The following is a 17874-nucleotide window of genomic DNA, read 5'->3' on the forward strand; positions in this document are numbered from 1 at the left end:
CTACCCGGCTGGTCACGACTCGATGCCGATGCGCCGATGTGGGACAAACGCGGCGCCCGATACTTCTACCGTGGAGAGACGCCCGTCAACGAAGACGGGCGTCGGCGACGAGGGAGCGGGCATGGATTCTGTGCCGAACGACCGCCACACACCTGCGGAACAGCGGATCGGGAAACCGACGGTGCAGTACCGGCCCGGTGCCCGACTCGCCGGGCCGAGTATGGAATCCCAGCTCCTCTACCAGGCCTGTCGCTGGTTTCTCCGCCCTGTCGTCCGAATGGCCCCGATCAACGAGTCCGCCATCCGTCGTGCGGCACTGCTCGACCTCGCCGCGGGAATGCGGCCCGCGTCCGGCATTCGCCGCCAGAAGGTTCGACTGCCCGGCTTCGACGCCGAGGTCGTGCGGGCTCCCGGAGTCTCGCCGGACCTGAGTGAGGGCGTCGTTCTCTACCTTCACGGGGGTGGATTTCTGTGTTGTGGCCTGAATACGCACCGGCCGGTGGTGGCGACCATCGCGAAACTCACCGGACTGCCGGTGATGCACGTGGGCTACCGGCAGTTGCCCGACACGAACATCAGCGGATCGGTCGACGACTGCCTGACGGCGTACAAGTGGCTGCTCGAGAACGGTGCCCGGGCGGGCGGGACGGTCTTTGCCGGTGATTCCGCAGGCGGGTTTCTGGTGTTCGCGACGGCGCTGAAAGCCCGTGAGGAGGGCGTCGATCTGCCTGCCGGACTCATCGGGTTGTCCCCGTTGCTCGATCTGGACTGCGCGGAGAAGTCGGTACACGTCAACGCGGCCAAGGACGTGTTCGCACCGATCGAGGCGCTGGTCACCATCGGGAAGCTCGGAGCCGAGGTCGACGGCGTGCTCGACCCCGCGTTGTCGCCGGTGAACGGCAATCTGGTGGGAATGCCGCCGTCGTTGCTGATCGCCGCGGAAGGTGAAGTGTTACGGTCTGATTCGGAGTTGATGGCGCACCGGCTCAGCGCCGCGGGGGTGGCAACCACGTTGCAGATCTGGGACGGGCAGGTGCATGCATTTCCGGCGCTGTGGCCGGGGCTGCCGGAAAGCCGTGCGGTGCTGCGGCGGATCGCCAGATTCGTGGCTGTCCGTGTCCGGCGTGACGACGGGATGGTGCAGGGCGCCACGGCGTGACGGTCAGCGCGGCGGGCCCTCGTCGAGGACGATGGTGGCTGCCTGCGACTGCCCGCGGTCGTCGAGCCAGAGCACCGACACCGTGTCGCCGGGGTGTTTCGCGTTCATGCGTTCGCTGAGTTCGGTCGACGAGCGGACGGGTGCTCCATCGAAATCGGTAATGATGCTGCCGATCTCGAGTCCCGCGTCGTCTGCCGGGGTCCCGATGCCGACCCACAGCACTTCGGCGCCGCGCTCGTTGTTCGTGACGTTGATGCCGAGAAGTGCTGTGTCGCCGACGTGTACGGTGGATGACGTCCTGCCGGCACGGACCTGATCGACGACGGCCATCGCGGTGGTGATGGGGACGGCATACGAACGTGGTTGCGCGGGTGGAGGGGTCGACGGATCGGAGTCCGCGTTGCCCGCGGTGTTGACCCCGATCACGGTGGCGGTGGCGTCGACGAGGGGACCGCCCGAGTCGCCCGGGCGCACTGCGGCGTCCACTTCGATCAAGCCGCTCAACCGGTTCCGGGAACCGTCCGTCGAGCTTCTCGCGGTGATCGACTGGCCCACGTCGGTGACGAAGCCCCTTGCCGGCACCGGATATCCGTTGCCCTCGGCGTTGCCCACGGCTGTCACGGGGTCACCGATCCGGGTGGCGGGCGAGGTCGCCAGCGTTGCCGTGGGCAGCGAATCCGCGCCCTGGAGTTGGAGCACCGCGATGTCGCGCGAGCTGTCGTAGCCCAGGACGTCCACCACATATTCGGCACCGTCGGCGAGGGTGACCGCGCTGATGTCGAGTGCGCCGTCGATCACATGATGATTGGTGAGAACGATGCCGTCGGGTGTCACCACGATGCCCGTACCTGCGGTGTCGACGAGTCCCGAATCCGCGACGAGCGTGACGATGACCGGTACGACGCGTGCCTCGATCTCCTCGGGGGTGAGGACGACCGGCGGAGGTGGGGCGGGGGCGGGGGCGGCGGGCTGAGCCACGCTCACCGTGGGCACGCCCGCCTCCCGAACCGGCAGCGGGTTCAGGAGTACACCGCCGGCCACCGCCACCGCCACGGCGACGACCGATGCGGTGCGGGAGCTCGGCATGCCCGGCTACCTCCGTCGAGGGGTGCGGCTCACGACTGTTTCAGAGATCCCCAACCGTGCCAGGTGTCGATGTCGATCCACGCGCTTACCCGTGCCCGGTCCCGGACCGGATACGGGTTGCCGGTGTAGTGCCGGGCGATGCGGTCGATGTCGTCGAGATTCTCGTCGTCGACCAGCTTGACTACCCGGCCCTGGATGCTGACGTGGGTGATCCAGTCCTGTGGGTCCATCGCAGTGAGGCTCACCCGCGGATCGTGGCGCAGATAGTCGAGCCGCTTGCGCCCCGAATCCATGTTGACCAGCACTTTCCCGTCCTCGTAGAGGTACCAGGTGGCCACCGACACGGGCTGCCCGTCCGGTCGGACGGCGGTGATGGTGGCGTAATTGGGCCGCGCGAACATCTCCGCGGCTTCCTGCGGGAGGGGAGGCTTCGGCATGGTGACCTCTCGTCGGGTGGTGCGCTCACGTTCCAGTGCGAAAGATACCCCGACTACCCCTAGCGGGTGTCGCGGAACCGGGGAGTGCGGTCCTCCTTGCGTGCGGCGGTGGCTTCCTCGAAGTTGTCGGTGAGCAGCCGCACGAGGAGTTGCCCGAGACCTTCCTGGTGGATGTGGGACTCCAGCGATGCCGCGTCGAGTCCCGACCACAGGGTGCGCTTGGTCAGCTCCAGGCCCGGCCGGGAGAACGTCGCCATCCGCTCGGCCAGGTCGAAGCACGCGCCCAGTAGGTCGTCGGCAGGCACACACCGCGACACCAAGCCGATCCGCTCGGCTTCCTCGGCGTGGACGTCTCGGCCCGACAGCATGATCTCGAAGGCACGGGACGAGCCGATCGCACGAGGAAGTAGGTAGCTGAGTCCCAACTCGCTCGCGGTGAGCCCGTTGTTGATCCCGGCGGCCCGGAAATAGGCGGCATCCGAGGCGATCCGGACGTCGGATGCGAGCGCGAGGCACAGCCCACCGCCGATGGCGGCACCGTTGACTGCGCTGATCACCGGCTGGTGCATGCGGCGAAGCGCAAGCACGACGTTGTCCAGCATCTCCATCGCACGCAGGGCGACGGTCGGCCGGGTCAGGCCGTCGATGTGCGGCGGGCTGCCCGCGGACGTCTGGTCCGCGCCGGAAGAGAACCCCTTTCCGGCGCCGGTGACCACGACAGCTCGTATCGCGTTGTCGTGGCTGATCCGTTCCAGCGTTTCCCGAAACGGCACCATGACGTCGAACGCCATCGCATTCATGCGTTCCGGGCGATTGAGCGTCACCAGGGCGACGCCCGGCCGTGGATGGTCGACGAGAACGAAGCTCACAGCGTCTCCTAGGCGGGCGATACCGGTGTCCGGTCGCCCTCCATACTAGAACACGTTTCAGTTGTCGGGGCTCTGCTGCGACTTCTCCCGATGCGCGTTCATGGTGACGGTGAGTGGTCGACCTCCGACGTTGCTGACAGCGCCGCCACCGAGCGCATCACCGGCCGCCACACTTCCTCGAGTACGGCGGGGTCGATGATCAAGCTCAGGTGCCCACCGTTCGCGAGACGCCGCGTGATGTGCTCCGGTGGGGTGGAGATGTGGCGTTCCAGCGCCCACACCTGCTCGGGTGGTGTGAACTCGTCATCGGAGCCCGCTATCAAGAAGACGGGACACGAAATCGACTCGAGCGTGACCTTTCCCGCTTTCACGCGGAGCTCGTTCGAGATCAGCCGATTCGTCAGGAACAGCTCCTCGATCATCCAGTCGCGGAATCGGTCCGGTAACTGCTGCGACCATGCGAACCACCGTCTACGCTCGAGATAGCGTTCCACGGACTCCGGTTCATCAATGTGCGCAAGCAGCGTCATGGCGTGTTCGAACTCCGCAGTGGGTCTCCCCAGGGGGACGCCGGCCGCTTCACCGAGTCGATACTGCAATCCGGCGATTGCTACGGCGCACGCCCGCAGCCATGCGGCGCTCGGATCACGCAACCAGCTGCCCATCACCTCGACGACGTGCGGTCGTCCGGCGTGGAAATCGATCGGCGCACCTGCGATGACGAGTGAGTGGGCCGCGGCGGGATGAAGTGCCGCGAAAATCGTGGTAAGCCATCCACCCTGGCTGAAGCCGACCAGGTTGATCCTGCCGCCCAGGAAGTCGGTTGTCTCGGTGAGCAATTCAAGGTAGTCGTCGATCGACGCGTTGATGTTGTCGGGACTGCGGCCGTGCCAGTCGAGGCAGTAGAGGTTGTCGATTCCGGCCTCGCGGAGCGTGTGCATCAGACTCCGTCCGTCCGCATAGTCCACGATCGAGGAGGCGCGACCCGAGTGGGGTGGGATCACCAAGGTCGGGATCTGGTCGGTGGGTCCGTCGGTGGAGTAGTTCCGGCAATCGGCCAGTCGACCCCGACGAGCAACGTCACTGTGATGCGCCCACTTCGGGCATTCGCGCGAGCTCACCGCAATCCAGAACGAAAGAACGTCGTCGGCGATGTCGAACGGATTCGCCCTTCGTCGACAGAGTCCTGCCAAGTACCCCGACCATCCCTCGACTGCCGCCGCCCCCACCTCGAGCGGGAGAAGAGCGAGGTCTCTCCAGGGCCTATTCCCTGCTCTCGTCATGCAGCTGGCTCCTGTCGCGTGCATGTGCGTGCTTTCACTGGCAGACGACGATGGCCGGGATGTGTCATCCCGGCCATCGCTGCTTTCACGTTATTTCAGCACTGAGCGTGCGGCGTCGGTGAACGCCGTGCTGATCCCGTTGACGAGGGACACCTGTGCCTTCGTGAGGCTACTGATCCACTCGACGTTGCTGCTGGTGCCGATCTTCTCCTGGAATTCGAGGACACTGCCGAGCGCCTTCTCGTAGGTGTCGAGAGAGAGGTTTCCGCTCTGCTTCGCGGCGTCGACCACTTTCTCGTTGAGGGATGAGATCCGCTCGGTCGATTCGTCGAGTGCCTTGCTGAGGCCGGCAGCCGCTGCGGTGGTGGCGTCGGTGACTGTCTTGGCTGTGGTCACGTTCTTACTCCTTGGGTGGGGGTAACGTCAGTAAGAACATTAGCAGGTTAGCAATCTGATTGCTAACACGTCTGTCGCCTGATTACTGGGAGACGTACGTTCCCGGGGCCTCGGCAAGGACAGGATGCTTGGCACTGCCCATTGCCGGCGGTGCCACCATGTCGCCCGCGCGAGAAGCTGACCACTGTGTCCAGTCCTCCCACCACGAGCCGGAATGCTTCTCGGACAAAATCTGCCAGTCCGCCGGATTTGCGGGCATGGTCCGGCGTTCGCTCGAGTCGGGTGCGCCGACGGTATGGAAGAAGCACCGGTTGTTCGGTGGATTGACCGCACCGGCGATGTGGCCCCCGTTGGTGAGGACGAAACGCACGTCTCCACCGAGTAGATGCACACTCTTATACGACGAGGTCCACGGCACGATGTGGTCGTTGACGGCACCGACGATGTAGGAATCGCATGTTACCTTCGTCAGATCCAGCCGCTGACCGTCCAATACGTATTCCCCAGAGGATAATTCGTTTCGGCCGTAGAGGGATCGCAGGTACTGGGAGTGCATCGTGGCGGGCATCCTGGTCTTGTCCTCGTTCCACGCGAGGATGTCGAACGCGGCCGGCTTTTCGCCCTTCATCCAGCGCGAGACCCAGTAGCTGAAGATCAACTCTTTGGCCTTGATCAGGTCGAAGGTGCCACTCATCTCTTCGCCGGACAGAAAGCCCTGCCGCCGCATACGCATCTCGACACGATCGAGGGTGTCTGGATCGACCAGAAGCTTCAGCTCGCCGACCTCGCTGTAGTCGAGCAGCGTGTTCAACATCGTCAGTGAGTTGATGCGGTCGTCCCCGGTTGCAGCGAGACGGGCCGCTCCCATCGCGGCCATAGCGCCACCGAGGCAGATGGAGAGGATGTCGATCTTCCCCGAACCGGTGACCTCTTCGGCGACGTCCATGGCGGCAGCGAACCCGCGAAGGTAGTAGTCGTCCATCGTGATGTCCATCATGGACCGGTCGGGATTGCGGTAGGAAATCGCAAAGACTGTGCGCCCGTGCGCGACCGCCCACTCGATGAGGCTGCGTTTCGGCGCGAGATCGAGTATGTAGTACTTGTTGATCCACGGTGGGGAGACAAGGATCGGGACCGCATGCACGGAGGGGGTCTGCGGTTGGTACTGGATCACTTCGATCAAGTCGTTGCGAAAAACGACTTTGCCCGGCGTGGCTGCAAGGTTGTCACCGAGAGTGAAGGCGGCCCGATCGACTTTCACCGGCTGCCCCTTCCGCTTGATGACGTCCTCGGCAGCGAAAAGGGCACCGCGAACGAGGCTCGCCCCGCCGGTGTCGAACGCGCGCGTCAGTACACCCGGATTGGTGAGCGGGAAATTGGTGGGCGACAGGGCGTCGAGCATCAAGTTCACGATTTGCCGTGCCTTGGCGTCCTGTAGTTCGTCTCCCGCGCCCGCCTCTGTGAGGTCTTCCGCGAGTTCACGAGTCGCGAGATAGCTTTGGTGCAGAGAGAAGAACGCGGGATTCTCGCGCCACGCCGCGTCTGCGAACCTCTTGTCGCTCGGGTCGACCGGGACGGGAGGTTGGGCGTCGACGTCGTTGAACACTCGAACAGCAGCCGCCGGAATGTGGGCGAGGTGAGTGGCGTAGTTCGTCGACGCGGCGACGACGGCCTGAGGATTCTTTGCTGCACGGCCGGCGACGGACGCCACCGCGGGGCCCCAGCCGATGGGGTCGATCCGCGAGGCGATCTTCTTGTGCAGGTTGTCGATCACACGTTGCTCCCCAAAAATCGAATCGTCATATCCGCCACGCACGCCGGACGTTCGGAGCCGTCGACGGACATGGTCAGGGCCGACGTCACCTGATAGCCGCCCCTACAGGCTTTCACGGTGGTGACCTCAGCGGTCAAACGCAGGTGAGAACCGACGGGAACGGGCGCCGTGAACCGTGCATTGCCTATACCGCAATTGATCACCTGCTCGCTGTCGACGACATCGATCAGTTGCCAGAATAAACTGGGTGCCAACGACAATGTGAGAAATCCGTGCGCAATTGTCGTCCCGAGCGGACCTTCCTTCGCGCGCTCGGGATCGGTGTGGATCCATTGGTGATCATTCGTCGCATCGGCGAACATGTTGATCTGTTGCTGAGTGATCTGTACGGCACTCGACGTGCCGAGTTCAATACCGACGAGGGTGGGGAGGTCTTCGAGTGCGACGGCGCGCGCGGTGGTGTGTTCTGTCTGCACGGTATTCCTGTGAGGTGATCTTGCTGCGGATCCCGCAGAGGCGAAGAGTGGGACGGCGCCGGTGGCGCCTGATCACACGTTGACACAGGAACGTTTGAACTGCATATTACCGAGGGGTATACTGCACGGTCAGTTGCGTCGGCGTACTTTCATGGCTGCACGAGCCGGTCCATATGGCGTCTCTATCTGCGGGGACTCGTCGTCACACCTATGTTTACCAGTCCATGTGACATGCGGCACAGTCGTGGGTGGTCGGTGATGTGCGTGACGCACTCAGTCTTGTGGTCCGGTGCTCGGACGCTTCCGTTTGGCGATGGTGAGCTGCCGGAAGGCCTCGTACATTTCCTCGATCGCCTTACGCTGCGCATTGGTGAGGTCCGGGTCCTCCCGGATCGCCGTTATCACTGCGGAGGCGGAGTCCTTCTGGGCTCGCGACGCCTCCGACACCAGCATGTCAGCGGACAGATGAAGCTGATCGGCGATGGCCTGCAGGACACGGTCGCTCGGCTCCCGGAGGTTCCGCTCGATCTGTGACAGGTACGGATTCGAAATTCCCACCATCGCAGCCAACTGACGCATCGGGAGTTCGGCCATCTCCCGCTGGCGCCTGATCAACTCACCAAGCGTCAGTCCGCGCGGAGCCTCTCGATCCATGAGTGCATTCTAGGCCTTCGGCCTCGTGCGCCTTTCTGGTAGCTGGGACTACCAGAAAGGCGCACGGGCGCGGAGCGCCTAGAGCGTGCGAGAGATAAGTTCCTTCATGACCTCGTTGGATCCGGCGTAGATGCGCTGGATCCGGGCGTCGGCGTACATCTGGGCGATGGGGTATTCGAGGATGTAGCCGTATCCCCCGAAAAGCTGTACGCAGCGGTCGATCACGGAGCACTGCTGGTCGGTGAGCCAGTATTTGGCCATTGCGGCGGTGGGGACGTCGAGCTCACCGCGGAGATGCTTGACGATGCAGTCGTCGAGGAAGGTGCGCGACACCCGGGCGATTGTGGCGCACTCGGCCAGTTCGAAGCGGGTATTCTGCAGGTCGAACAGGGTCTTGCCGAACATCGTCCGGGACTTCGCGTACTCCACGGTGAGGGCGACCGCTCGTTCGATCGCAGCGACTGCGGCAACACCGCAGATCAATCGTTCCTGGGGAAGCTGCTGCATCAGTTGGACGAAGCCGGCACCCTCGGTCGGACCGAGGAGATTCTCGGCGGGCACTCGGACGCCGTCGAAGAACAGTTCGGTGGTGTCCTGCCCTTTCTGTCCCACCTTGTCGAAGATTCGTCCCCGCGTAAAACCCGGAGTGTTGTCGTCGACTTCGGCGACGATCAGCGACACTCCTTTCGCGCCGAGTGCGGTGTCGGTCTTGGCGGCGACGATCACCAGATCACAGTTGTAGCCGTTCGAGATGAAGGTTTTGGTACCGGTGAGGAGGTAGTCGTCGCCGTCCCGCACCGCCTTGGTCGTGATGCTCTGGAGGTCAGATCCGGTTCCGGGTTCGGTCATGGCGATCGCACCCACCCATTCGCCACTCGTGAGGCGGGGCAACCACCGCAATTTCTGGTCTTCGGTCCCGTAGGCGTTCAGGTAGTGCGGGACTATTCCCGAATGCACGCCCAGCTGAAGCGAATGGTCACCGGCCAGAACCTGTTCATGGAACAGAACAGCGTCGTGCGCGAAAGTGCCGCCGCCACCCCCGTATTCGACGGGAATCGACATGCCCGACAGGCCCAGGTCACCAAGAGTGCGGTAGACCTCCCGGTCGGGAAAGCCTTGCTGTGCGAAGCGGGATTGGTGCGGAATCACCTCCCTGGCGAAGAAGTTGCGTGCGAGTTCGGCTACGGCGCCGAGGTCCTCGTCGATCCAGGCGGAGTTCGTCAGTGTGGAAGCAGGAGAGATGGTCATCGTCTTCTTTCGACATCGGTGGAGAGTTGCCCTCAGCCTGCGACTGCGGGCACAGAGTCCGCCCGGTGCAGCGTGGCTACCTGGACGCCCTCAGGCACGGGCTGGGCGTAGAGGTTTTCGATCTCGGGCGCGTATTTTGCGGCGATGGGCGTGCGTCGCAGCTTCATGGTGAGGGTCAATTCGTCACTGCCGGGCTCCCAGAAAGAGGGCAGAACAATGAACTTCTTGATCTGCTCTACCCGTGAGAGGCGGCTGTTTCCTGCCGCGACCGCGTCGGCAACCACGGCAATGACGGCGGGGTGTGCTGCCAGAGTCGCGGCATCCGCCTCCACGTGAAGCTGTGCCGCGTATCCGGCTGCGCCGTCGGGGTCCAACGTGATCAGCGCGGTGTTGTACGGCCGTGCGTCACCGATGGTGGACACGTTCCCGATGAGCGAGGATTGGGCCTTGATCGCATTCTCGATCCCGGCCGGCGACATGTTCTTGCCCGAAGAGTTGATGATCAACTCCTTCTTCCGGTCGATGATGGTGAGATATCCGTCGTCGTCGACGGTCACCACATCTCCCGTGGACAGCCAGCCGTCCGCGTCGACTGCCTCCGCTGTTTTCCCCGGCTCACCCCGGTAGCCCTGCATGACCAGCGGGCCTCGGACGAGGAGTTCGCCGTCGTCGGCGATCCGCATCTCCATGCCGGGGATGATTCTGCCGACCGTTCCCAGTCTGGTGGGGTCCGCCGCGGCGGCGCTCGCGATGCACGTCAGTTCCGACATGCCCCAGATTTCCGAGATGTTCAGACCGAGCGAGCTGAAGAATGCCAGGGTGTCAGCGGGGATGGGGGCCGCGCCCGATACGGCCCACCGGAGGGCGTCGAATCCGAGTTGCGCCCGCAGAGGTGCCAGCACTCGCGTATCTGCAGAAACGAATTCGGCTTCGAGTTCCTCGGGTACGGGTTGGCCGGCCCGCAGCATCGCAAACCGGCGGGCGCCCACCGCGAGGCCCCATTGCAATCCCTGGCGCCGGGTTTCCTCCGGCTCGTCGGCTACCGCCCGCTCCACTGCGACCTGGAGCTTTTCCCAGACGCGTGGGACTGCACCCCAGATGGTCGGCCGGCAATCGGGGAGGGCGGCGGCGATCTGTGAGATGTCCTCGACAACGGTGATTTCGGTGCCGAAGACCATCTGGAAGTAGAGGCAGGTCATCCGGTCGGCGATGTGCGCGGAGGGCATGAACGAGGTGATCCGGTCGCCGAATTCGATCGGCAGGATCTCGCGCACTGCGCCGGCCTCGAACAGCAATGCGGCGTGGGTCGATTCGACGCCCTTGGGCTTTCCGGTGGTCCCCGAGGTGTAGATGAGCGTGGCAACGTCGTCCGGTTGCACGGCTCGCCAGGCCGAGTCGAAGTCGAAGTCAGCGGGACGCAGAGTTTTCATCTGGTCCAGCGAGAGGGTTCCGGTGGGTGCGCTCCCCGAGTCGACATCGACGACGACGATCCGCGAGGGCTGCACGCCGGATTCTCTGATCCGTTCGACGTACTGCGCCTCGCACACGACCACTTTCGCTCCCGCGTTGCGGAGGACATGGGCGATGGCGTCCGGCGGTGAGGTGTTGTAGATCGAGAACGAGGTGGCACCGACGTGTTGGGCACCCACGTCCACCGGGTAGAAGTCGAGGCGGTTTCCCATCATGAGTGCCACGGTGTCCCCGCGTCCGACGCCGAGCCCGGCGAACCCGGCCGCCACGTCCCGTACCTGTTCCGCGTAGTCCCGCCAGGTGAGTACTTCGTTGCCGCCCACGGTCCGGAGTGCGACCGAGTCGGGGGCGATGGCTGCGACGCGTTGGAAGGCCTCGCACAGGGTGATCGGAGCTCGAGTCGGGGTCATGGCATCTTCCTGCTGGCGGTGGGTGATCCGGGAGTGGTGGAGGTGGCGGGTCGGGCGTCGAGTTCACGGATGAGTTCGTGGCAGTCGCGGTCGGCGACGAGGTAACCGTCGGCGAGGACATTCACCAGTCCGCGTCCGAGCGCCCACGGTTGCCAGGCCGCGGGTGCCAGGGTGCGGCCGGCACGGCGGGCGATGGCGTCGGCGATGACGGTCGCGGCGTCCTCGGCACTGATGCGGCGGCGCAACGGCCGCGGCAGGCGGGCGTCGAGTTTTCGGCCGAGCTCGTCGTCGTCCAGGGTTGCGCGTGCCAGTTGGGTGTCGACCATGCCGAAGTAGGCGACACCGGCGGAGGCGCCGTAACCTGCGAGTTCGAGGCGCAGGGCGCGGCCGAGTTGCTCGACGGCGGCCTTGCTGATCATGTACGACGCCCCGCCGAGGCCGGGCGCGAACGCGGCCGCAGACGACACCACGACGATGTGACCACGTCGTTCGATCACTTCGTCGACGGCCGGACGAATGGTGTTGAACACTCCGGTGATGTTGATGTCGATGACCCGATCGAAAGCGGCGGGGTCGATTCGGCGGAGAGTGCCCGGTGGCGGTGTCACACCGGCGTTCGCGACGACGACGTCGAGCCGCCCGGTCTGTTCGATCACGTCCTGCACGGCTGCGTTCATGCCGGCCCGGTCGCGGACGTCGGCCATGAGAGTCAGGACCCGTTCCTGTCCCAGTGCGCAGTCGGCGTCGGTGAGGGCCGCTGGATTGTTATCGATCAGTGCGACGGTTGCGCCGCGGGCGTGCAGCGCGCGCGCCGAGGCCAGTCCGATGCCGTCGCCCCCGCCGGTGATCAGGACGACCTTGCCGGCGACGTCGTACTCAGCCCCCTTCCCGGGTAACGGCAGGCCCAGGTCGCGCAACGTGCGAGCGTATGCAGTTCGTTTCTCGAAGATCGCCATCGTCAGTTCCTTCCGTGAAGCACGGTGATGAGGACGCGGACGAGAGAGTCCACCAGGCGTGTACGCCGAAATGTCGTGAGCGGCAGCACGGACGGGAATCGCTGTCTGGTCATCGCCCGTGGGAAAGTGAATTCCCTCAGGCCGTCCGCGCCGTGGACCCGACCGAATCCGGAATCATCGACACCGCCCAGGGGCAGACCGGGAACGGCTGCGTAGAGAACGTAGGAATTGACGGAGACGGCGCCGGTGCGAATTCGCCGTGCGATGTCCTCGCCGTGCTTCCGAGAGAAAACGCTGACACCCAGGCCGTATCGGCTCGCGTTGGCCCGTTCCACAGCCTCGTCCATGTTTCGGACCCTCGACACGACAAAGGTGGGGCCGAAGGTTTCCTCGGTGACCGCGATGCTGTCCTCCGGCACGTCCACGAGAACGGTGGGTTGCACGAACCGGCCCTCCACGGCGTCGGGCCCGCCGAGAACCGCCCGCCCGCCCTTGTCGAGCGCATCGTCGATGTGGCGACGGATCACGTCGACCTGCGAGGGCATCGTCATCGGGCCGATGTGCGCATCCGTGTCGGAACCGGCGCGAATGCGGGAGGCGAGGGTAACGACCTGATCGACGAACTCGTCGAATACCTTGTCGTGCACGTATACCCGCTCGACCCCGAGGCAGGTTTGCCCGGCATTGGACAGCCCGCCCCACACAGCGGCGTCAGCGGCAGAATCGAGGTCTGCGTCGGCGTTGACGATCAGGGCGTCCTTGCCGCCGCATTCCATCAGGACGGGGGTGAGCGATTCGGCGCACGCGGCCATTACTTTCTTGCCGGTCGCAGTGGATCCGGTGAATCCGATCTTGTTCACCTTTGACCGGCACAGCGCGGCGCCGGTCGAACCATCTCCGGTAACGACCTGCAGCACTGGAAATTCCGGTATCGCTTCGGTGAAAGCCTCGATCAGCCACACGCCTACGCCCGGGGTGTACTCGCTGGGCTTGTAGACCACCGTGTTTCCGGCTGCGAGGGCGAACGACAGCGATCCGAGTGGAGTGAAGACGGGGTAGTTCCACGGCCCGATCACACCGACCACCCCGAGGGGAAGGTATTCGACGCTGGCCGATTGGTTGACGGTGAGCGCGCTCGAGCGTACCGAGCGACGCCCCAGTACCTTGCCGGAATTCTTCGCCGCCCACGCGAGGTGTTCCAACGCCATCGCGATCTCGAGCATCGCGTCTGCGGGTGGCTTCCCCATCTCCCGGTGGACGAGGTCTGCGAGTTCCGTTGCCCGCCGGGCGATGATGCCACGCCAGGCATCGAGCCTGCGGGCCCGTTCAGCGAATCCCAGTGATGCCCACCAGTCGGCGGCGCCACGCGCACGGGCTACGGCGTCCTCGACGTCGCGGGTCGAGCCGAGGGGGTGAACGCCTACCACCTGTCCCGTGGCGGGACTGGTCACCTCGAATGTGGCAGGTGCGGGCATGGTAGTGGTCATCGGGTCGCGCCCTTCGGGTGGTCGAGTGCCTTGTGGGCGAGGCCGCGCGCCCATCCGCGCGTCACCCGGCGCAGCAGTGGCAGGGACAGCGCGAGGAAGGGCGTGAGCCCGGGTGCGGCCTCCACCGCGAACGTCCAGGTGAGCCGGGTGCCGTCGGGGTGCGCGTCGAGGCTGATGTCTTCGGCGAACCGCCGGATTCCGGGCCTGGACGCGCTTTCGGCGGTGAACGTGATGCGTCTGCCCTCCTCCCAGCGGTAGAAGCGTTCTCTCAGGGCAGCGGCCCCGTGTCCGAGTGTCACGGTTCTGGTGGTGCCGATACCGAAGGGCCGATGCGAGGTCCAGTCGCTCGCCGTGATCAGCCGCGACCAGGACACCAGTGCGTCGTGGGCGGTGAGGACACTCCACACGTGCGCAGGGTCCGTCGACAGGTAGACGACGTGCACGATGCGGAATCTGGCGGTCTGCAGGAACTCGTCGTCGGCGGCGGCGAGTGGGTACCAGCGCGTCACAGGTCGATCACCAGAGATCCGCCGGCCGAGCGTGACAGGCAGATCAGCATCGAGTCCTGTCGCTCGGCGTCGGTCATCGTGCGGTCGCGGTGCTCGACATCTCCGGCCAGAACCCGCACTCGACAGGTACCGCAGAAGCCCTGCTGACACGAGTAGGCGACACCCGGTACTTCCCGGCGGATCGCGGCCAGCGCGGTTTCGTCGGCGCCCACCGACACAGTCGTTCCCCGCTGGGCGAGGTGTACGTCGAACTCCTGCCCGCCGACCACCGGCAGAGCCGAAAACCGTTCGGTGTGAAGGGAGCCGGTGGGATTGAGCTGACCCATCACACGACGCGCGGTGCTCGTCAGTGGCGGTGGTCCACACAGGTAGACGGCTGCGCCAGGGGCCGCGGCGGTGAGGATCTCGGCGATATCGGGCGGGCCGTTCTCGTCGTCGGGCCGGATCTCCACACAACCGGCATAAAGCGCGAGTTCGGCGAGAAAAGGCATGGTGTCGCGCGAGCGGCCCAGATAGACAAGCCGCCAGGGTCGTCCGCGTGCGTGGCACCTTTTCACCATCGGCAGGATCGGCGTGATGCCGATTCCGCCCGCGACGAAAAGGTACGAGTCCGCAGCAACCAACGGAAAGGCGTTGCGCGGACCGCGTACGGTGACGATATCCCCGGCCTCGAGCGAATCGTGGACCTCCGCCGAACCGCCCAGTCCGCCGTCGATACGGCGGACGGCGATGCGGTACGACGACAGATCGTCGGGGTCACCGCACAAGGAGTACTGACGCTGCCGGCCGGACGGTAGGAAGAGGTCGAGGTGCGCGCCCGGAATCCAGGACGGCAACGCATGTCCTTCCGGCGACGCCAAGGTCACGCCGATGACGCCCTCCGCCTCGACTCTCACCTGCTCGATCACCAGACTCATGTCGAACCCTGTGTTGCGCACCGGCTTCGGACGCGACAGCCACGAGGCGGCGCGGCTGGCCGCGAATAAGGTCCGGTAGGCGACGGTTGCCCGAGCCGCCAACCGGAGTGCGCGGGTGGGCTCGAACTCGCGTGCGGGGGAGTCCGGCCCCGATGCCCGTTCCGAGGTGGTCATCATGATGAGTGGTCTTTCTCGCTAGGAGCGGTTGGCGGCAGGGGACTGCGCGAGGTAGCGCATCGCGACGTCCATGTCGCCGATCTGCGACGGGTGGAAGCTGGGGCGCAGGTACGGCGGAATCTCCGTCACCAGGAAGGTGATGTTGGGTACCAATCCGCGTCTGATCGCGCTGATCAGCTGCAACGGCCAGAAACGGCCCTTGTCCGTCGACGGGTCGGCGCGGAACAGGTAGTTCATCGAGGTCAGGAAGAGCAGGATCAGGGTAAAACTGGCAATCAGAGCGGTACGCACCCGCCGGGCGTAACTGCCGTCCACGTACATGAAGGCGTCGAAGGCGACATTGCGATGCTCGACCTCTTCCGCTCCGTGCCACCGGACCATGTCCAGCATCACCGGGTGCATCCCGGCCCTCTCGAGCGCGGGGTCGGTCAGCAACCACTCACCGACGACGGCGGTGTAGTGCTCCATCGCGGCGAACAGGCCCAGTCGCTCGCACAACCATGCCCGCTTCGCCCGGCCGGACAACCCACGGTCACCCAAGATTCGATCGACGAGCCAGTCCATTTTGCGTGCCATGGGCCCGATGTCCATGCCGAGTTCCGTGAGATGCTCGCGCGCGCCCTTGTGCGAGGTGGCGTGGGTTGCCTCTTGGCCGATGAAACCCACCACTTCCTCGTGGAGTCGTTCGTCCTCGATCAGGGGCAGTGCCTCGGCAAGGGTCGCGGACATCGCCCGCTCACCTTCGGGAAGGACCAGGTGCATGAAGTTGATGACGTGCGTGGCCATCGGCTCGCCGGGAACGTAGTGCAAAGGCACTCCCTCCCAAGTGAACTCGACGTCGCGGGCGGTGATCGCGTGAGACTCGTCCGTGTACCGGCGCGCGCCCGCGGGGTCGACCACCGGTTTCCGGCCGATTCGGGGAAAAGTCATCATCCTGCTGTCCTCACGGTCGGGTGTGACGGGGTTCCTGCTCTTCGGGTGACGTATTGGGCGAGGTCCGCCCGCCGGGTGCGCGCCCGGAAGCTGTGGTTGAACCCCGGATAGAAGGTGAAGTTGCGGCCCGCACCGCTCAGGTAGTAGCTGGTACAGCCGCCGACGTTCCACACCGACTTCTGCAAACGCCTGTCCACGTCGTCGACGAATGCTTGTTGCACCTCGGGGCGGATGTCAATGCTCGTCATGCCCTGCGAGTCCATCTGCCGGAGAGCGCTGACGATGTACTCCACCTGGGCCTCGATCGTCACCACCTGCGAGGTGTATGTGACGGAATTGGGGCCGAGGAGCATGAAGAAGTTGGGGAAGCCGCTGATCGTCGTGCCGAGAAATGCGCGGGCATTGCCGTTCCAGGCCTCGGCCAACGTGCGGCCGTCCCGCCCGCGGACCACGTCGAAGGCCGGGTTGTCGGTCAGCCTGAAGCCGGTGCCCATCACGATCGTGTCCAGTTCGTGCAGTGCGCCGTCGGCGGTCACGATTCCGCCCGGTCGCACTTCCCGTATTCCCGCGGTGACCACGTCGACGTTCGGCTGTGCCAGAGCGGGGTAGTAGGCGTTGGAGAATGTCGGACGTTTACACCCGAAGGCATACGTGGGAGTGAGTGCGCGTCGCAGTTCCGGGTCTCGGACCTGGCGATTCAAGTGCGCGCGACCGAGCGCAGCCAGACCTTTCAGCAGTGCGGGCCGGTAGACGAACCCCGGAACCATGGCCTCCTGCACCAGATCGAGTCCAGTCCGTGCCAGTCGCTGCGAGAGCGGTATACGTTCGAAAAGTCTTCGCGGCCAACCGGTCATCGGCTGGTCGGGATGCGGGAGTATCCAGGTCGGAGTCCGCTGGAACACCGTCATCGACCGCGCGATCGGCTGAATCCGGGGGACGATCTGCACTGCCGACGCGCCCGTTCCGACGACGGCAACTCTCTCGCCGGCCAGATCATGCTCGTGATCCCAGGCTGCCGAGTGGAACACCGCGCCGTCGAAGCTGTCGAGTCCAGGTAGGTCCGGGACCGCCGGTTCACTGAAGGGTCCCATGGCCCCCACCAGAATGCGGGCCTCCCAGCGGCCTTGATTCGTCGTCACATGCCAGACCTGGGCAGCATCGTCCCAGGTCGCCTCACGTACCTCGTGGTTCAGGCGCAGGTGCGGCACTATTCCGAAGTTCTCCGCGCAGGCACGCAGGTAGGCGTGGATCTCGGGCTGCAACGGGTAGAGCCTCGTCCAGTTCGGATTCGGCGCGAACGAGAACGAGTACAGGATCGACGGGATGTCGCACTGTGCGCCCGGGTAGGTGTTGACCTGCCAGGTTCCACCGATCTCGTTCGCTCGCTCGAGCACGACGAAATCGTCGATACCGGCTTGTTTCAGCTTCATCGCCGTTCCCAGGCCACCGAAGCCTGCGCCGATGACAAGTACGTGCACCTTCGCGCGAGCGTCGTCGTCGACCGCGGTGGAAATCGATTGTGCAGAGCTGACCATGTGGGGCGTCCTCCTCGTCGATGCCGCCGTGTGACCTGACAGTAGAAGTGACATCAACCAATGTCAACAGCAGATGATGTCAACATCGCGTACGAACG

General features: G+C 64.9%; 17 protein-coding genes. 1 reads left to right on the top strand and 16 read right to left on the bottom strand.

The features are described from left to right. The first annotated feature begins 121 nt into the window (after positions 1–121). Positions 122–1159, top strand: a complete 1038-nt coding sequence (locus tag ACH49N_RS08895; protein ID WP_159918816.1) for an alpha/beta hydrolase — start codon at positions 122–124, stop codon at positions 1157–1159. Between the two features lie 3 nt (positions 1160–1162). On the opposite strand, the gene ACH49N_RS08900 is transcribed toward ACH49N_RS08895, so the two are convergent. The 16 genes from ACH49N_RS08900 to ACH49N_RS08975 form a co-directional block, all read right to left on the bottom strand. After that, the gene (locus ACH49N_RS08900) at positions 1163–2245 is read right to left on the bottom strand and encodes a trypsin-like peptidase domain-containing protein (protein ID WP_358271701.1); all 1083 of its coding nucleotides are present in this window, start codon (positions 2243–2245) and stop codon (positions 1163–1165) included. Positions 2246–2274: 29 nt separating this feature from the next. Next, a complete protein-coding gene (locus ACH49N_RS08905; RefSeq protein ID WP_250765574.1) occupies positions 2275–2682 on the bottom strand; it encodes a TIGR03618 family F420-dependent PPOX class oxidoreductase in 408 nt (135 codons plus the stop codon). A 59-nt stretch (positions 2683–2741) separates the two neighbouring features. After that, positions 2742–3551: an enoyl-CoA hydratase gene (locus tag ACH49N_RS08910; protein WP_109326073.1), complete on the bottom strand. Its 810-nt coding sequence runs from the start codon at positions 3549–3551 to the stop codon at positions 2742–2744. A 98-nt stretch (positions 3552–3649) separates the two neighbouring features. Beyond that, on the bottom strand, positions 3650–4834 hold the full coding sequence (locus ACH49N_RS08915; protein WP_358271699.1) for an alpha/beta fold hydrolase: 1185 nt from the start codon (positions 4832–4834) through the stop codon (positions 3650–3652). Between the two features lie 90 nt (positions 4835–4924). Further along, positions 4925–5230, bottom strand: a complete 306-nt coding sequence (locus tag ACH49N_RS08920; RefSeq protein WP_109326075.1) for a hypothetical protein — start codon at positions 5228–5230, stop codon at positions 4925–4927. Positions 5231–5312: 82 nt separating this feature from the next. Continuing rightward, a complete protein-coding gene (locus tag ACH49N_RS08925) occupies positions 5313–7004 on the bottom strand; it encodes an alpha/beta fold hydrolase (protein ID WP_358271697.1) in 1692 nt (563 codons plus the stop codon). Next, positions 7001–7480 carry a MaoC family dehydratase gene (locus ACH49N_RS08930; RefSeq protein ID WP_159918821.1) on the bottom strand — a complete coding sequence of 160 codons (480 nt, stop codon included), beginning with the start codon at positions 7478–7480 and terminating at the stop codon, positions 7001–7003. Before ACH49N_RS08930 ends, ACH49N_RS08925 begins: the two co-directional genes overlap by 4 nt. A 273-nt stretch (positions 7481–7753) precedes the next feature. Next, a complete protein-coding gene (locus ACH49N_RS08935) occupies positions 7754–8134 on the bottom strand; it encodes a helix-turn-helix domain-containing protein (protein WP_159918822.1) in 381 nt (126 codons plus the stop codon). A gap of 78 nt (positions 8135–8212) precedes the next feature. Continuing rightward, a complete protein-coding gene (locus ACH49N_RS08940) occupies positions 8213–9382 on the bottom strand; it encodes an acyl-CoA dehydrogenase family protein (protein ID WP_358271695.1) in 1170 nt (389 codons plus the stop codon). A 32-nt stretch (positions 9383–9414) separates the two neighbouring features. Next, complete coding sequence (fadD11, locus tag ACH49N_RS08945; RefSeq protein WP_358271694.1) at positions 9415–11262, bottom strand: fatty acid--CoA ligase FadD11; 1848 nt, start codon at positions 11260–11262, stop codon at positions 9415–9417. Continuing rightward, positions 11259–12218 carry an SDR family oxidoreductase gene (locus tag ACH49N_RS08950; RefSeq protein WP_358271692.1) on the bottom strand — a complete coding sequence of 320 codons (960 nt, stop codon included), beginning with the start codon at positions 12216–12218 and terminating at the stop codon, positions 11259–11261. The genes fadD11 and ACH49N_RS08950 overlap by 4 nt, the downstream gene beginning before the upstream one ends. Positions 12219–12220: 2 nt before the next feature. Beyond that, the gene (locus tag ACH49N_RS08955; RefSeq protein ID WP_358271690.1) at positions 12221–13705 is read right to left on the bottom strand and encodes an aldehyde dehydrogenase family protein; all 1485 of its coding nucleotides are present in this window, start codon (positions 13703–13705) and stop codon (positions 12221–12223) included. Further along, the gene (locus ACH49N_RS08960; protein ID WP_358271688.1) at positions 13702–14214 is read right to left on the bottom strand and encodes an SRPBCC family protein; all 513 of its coding nucleotides are present in this window, start codon (positions 14212–14214) and stop codon (positions 13702–13704) included. Before ACH49N_RS08960 ends, ACH49N_RS08955 begins: the two co-directional genes overlap by 4 nt. Beyond that, on the bottom strand, positions 14211–15305 hold the full coding sequence (locus ACH49N_RS08965) for a PDR/VanB family oxidoreductase (protein WP_358272056.1): 1095 nt from the start codon (positions 15303–15305) through the stop codon (positions 14211–14213). The genes ACH49N_RS08960 and ACH49N_RS08965 overlap by 4 nt, the downstream gene beginning before the upstream one ends. Positions 15306–15326: 21 nt before the next feature. Beyond that, positions 15327–16241 (bottom strand): metal-dependent hydrolase, encoded by a 915-nt coding sequence (locus tag ACH49N_RS08970; protein ID WP_358271686.1) that lies wholly within the window; start codon positions 16239–16241, stop codon positions 15327–15329. After that, positions 16238–17776, bottom strand: coding sequence for an NAD(P)/FAD-dependent oxidoreductase (locus ACH49N_RS08975; RefSeq protein ID WP_358271684.1), 1539 nt, complete (start codon positions 17774–17776; stop codon positions 16238–16240). The genes ACH49N_RS08970 and ACH49N_RS08975 overlap by 4 nt, the downstream gene beginning before the upstream one ends. Positions 17777–17874: the final 98 nt, after the last annotated feature.

It is taken from the genome of Rhodococcus sp. NPDC019647 (assembly GCF_044389235.1).
Classification (GTDB): domain Bacteria; phylum Actinomycetota; class Actinomycetes; order Mycobacteriales; family Mycobacteriaceae; genus Rhodococcus_F; species Rhodococcus_F oxybenzonivorans.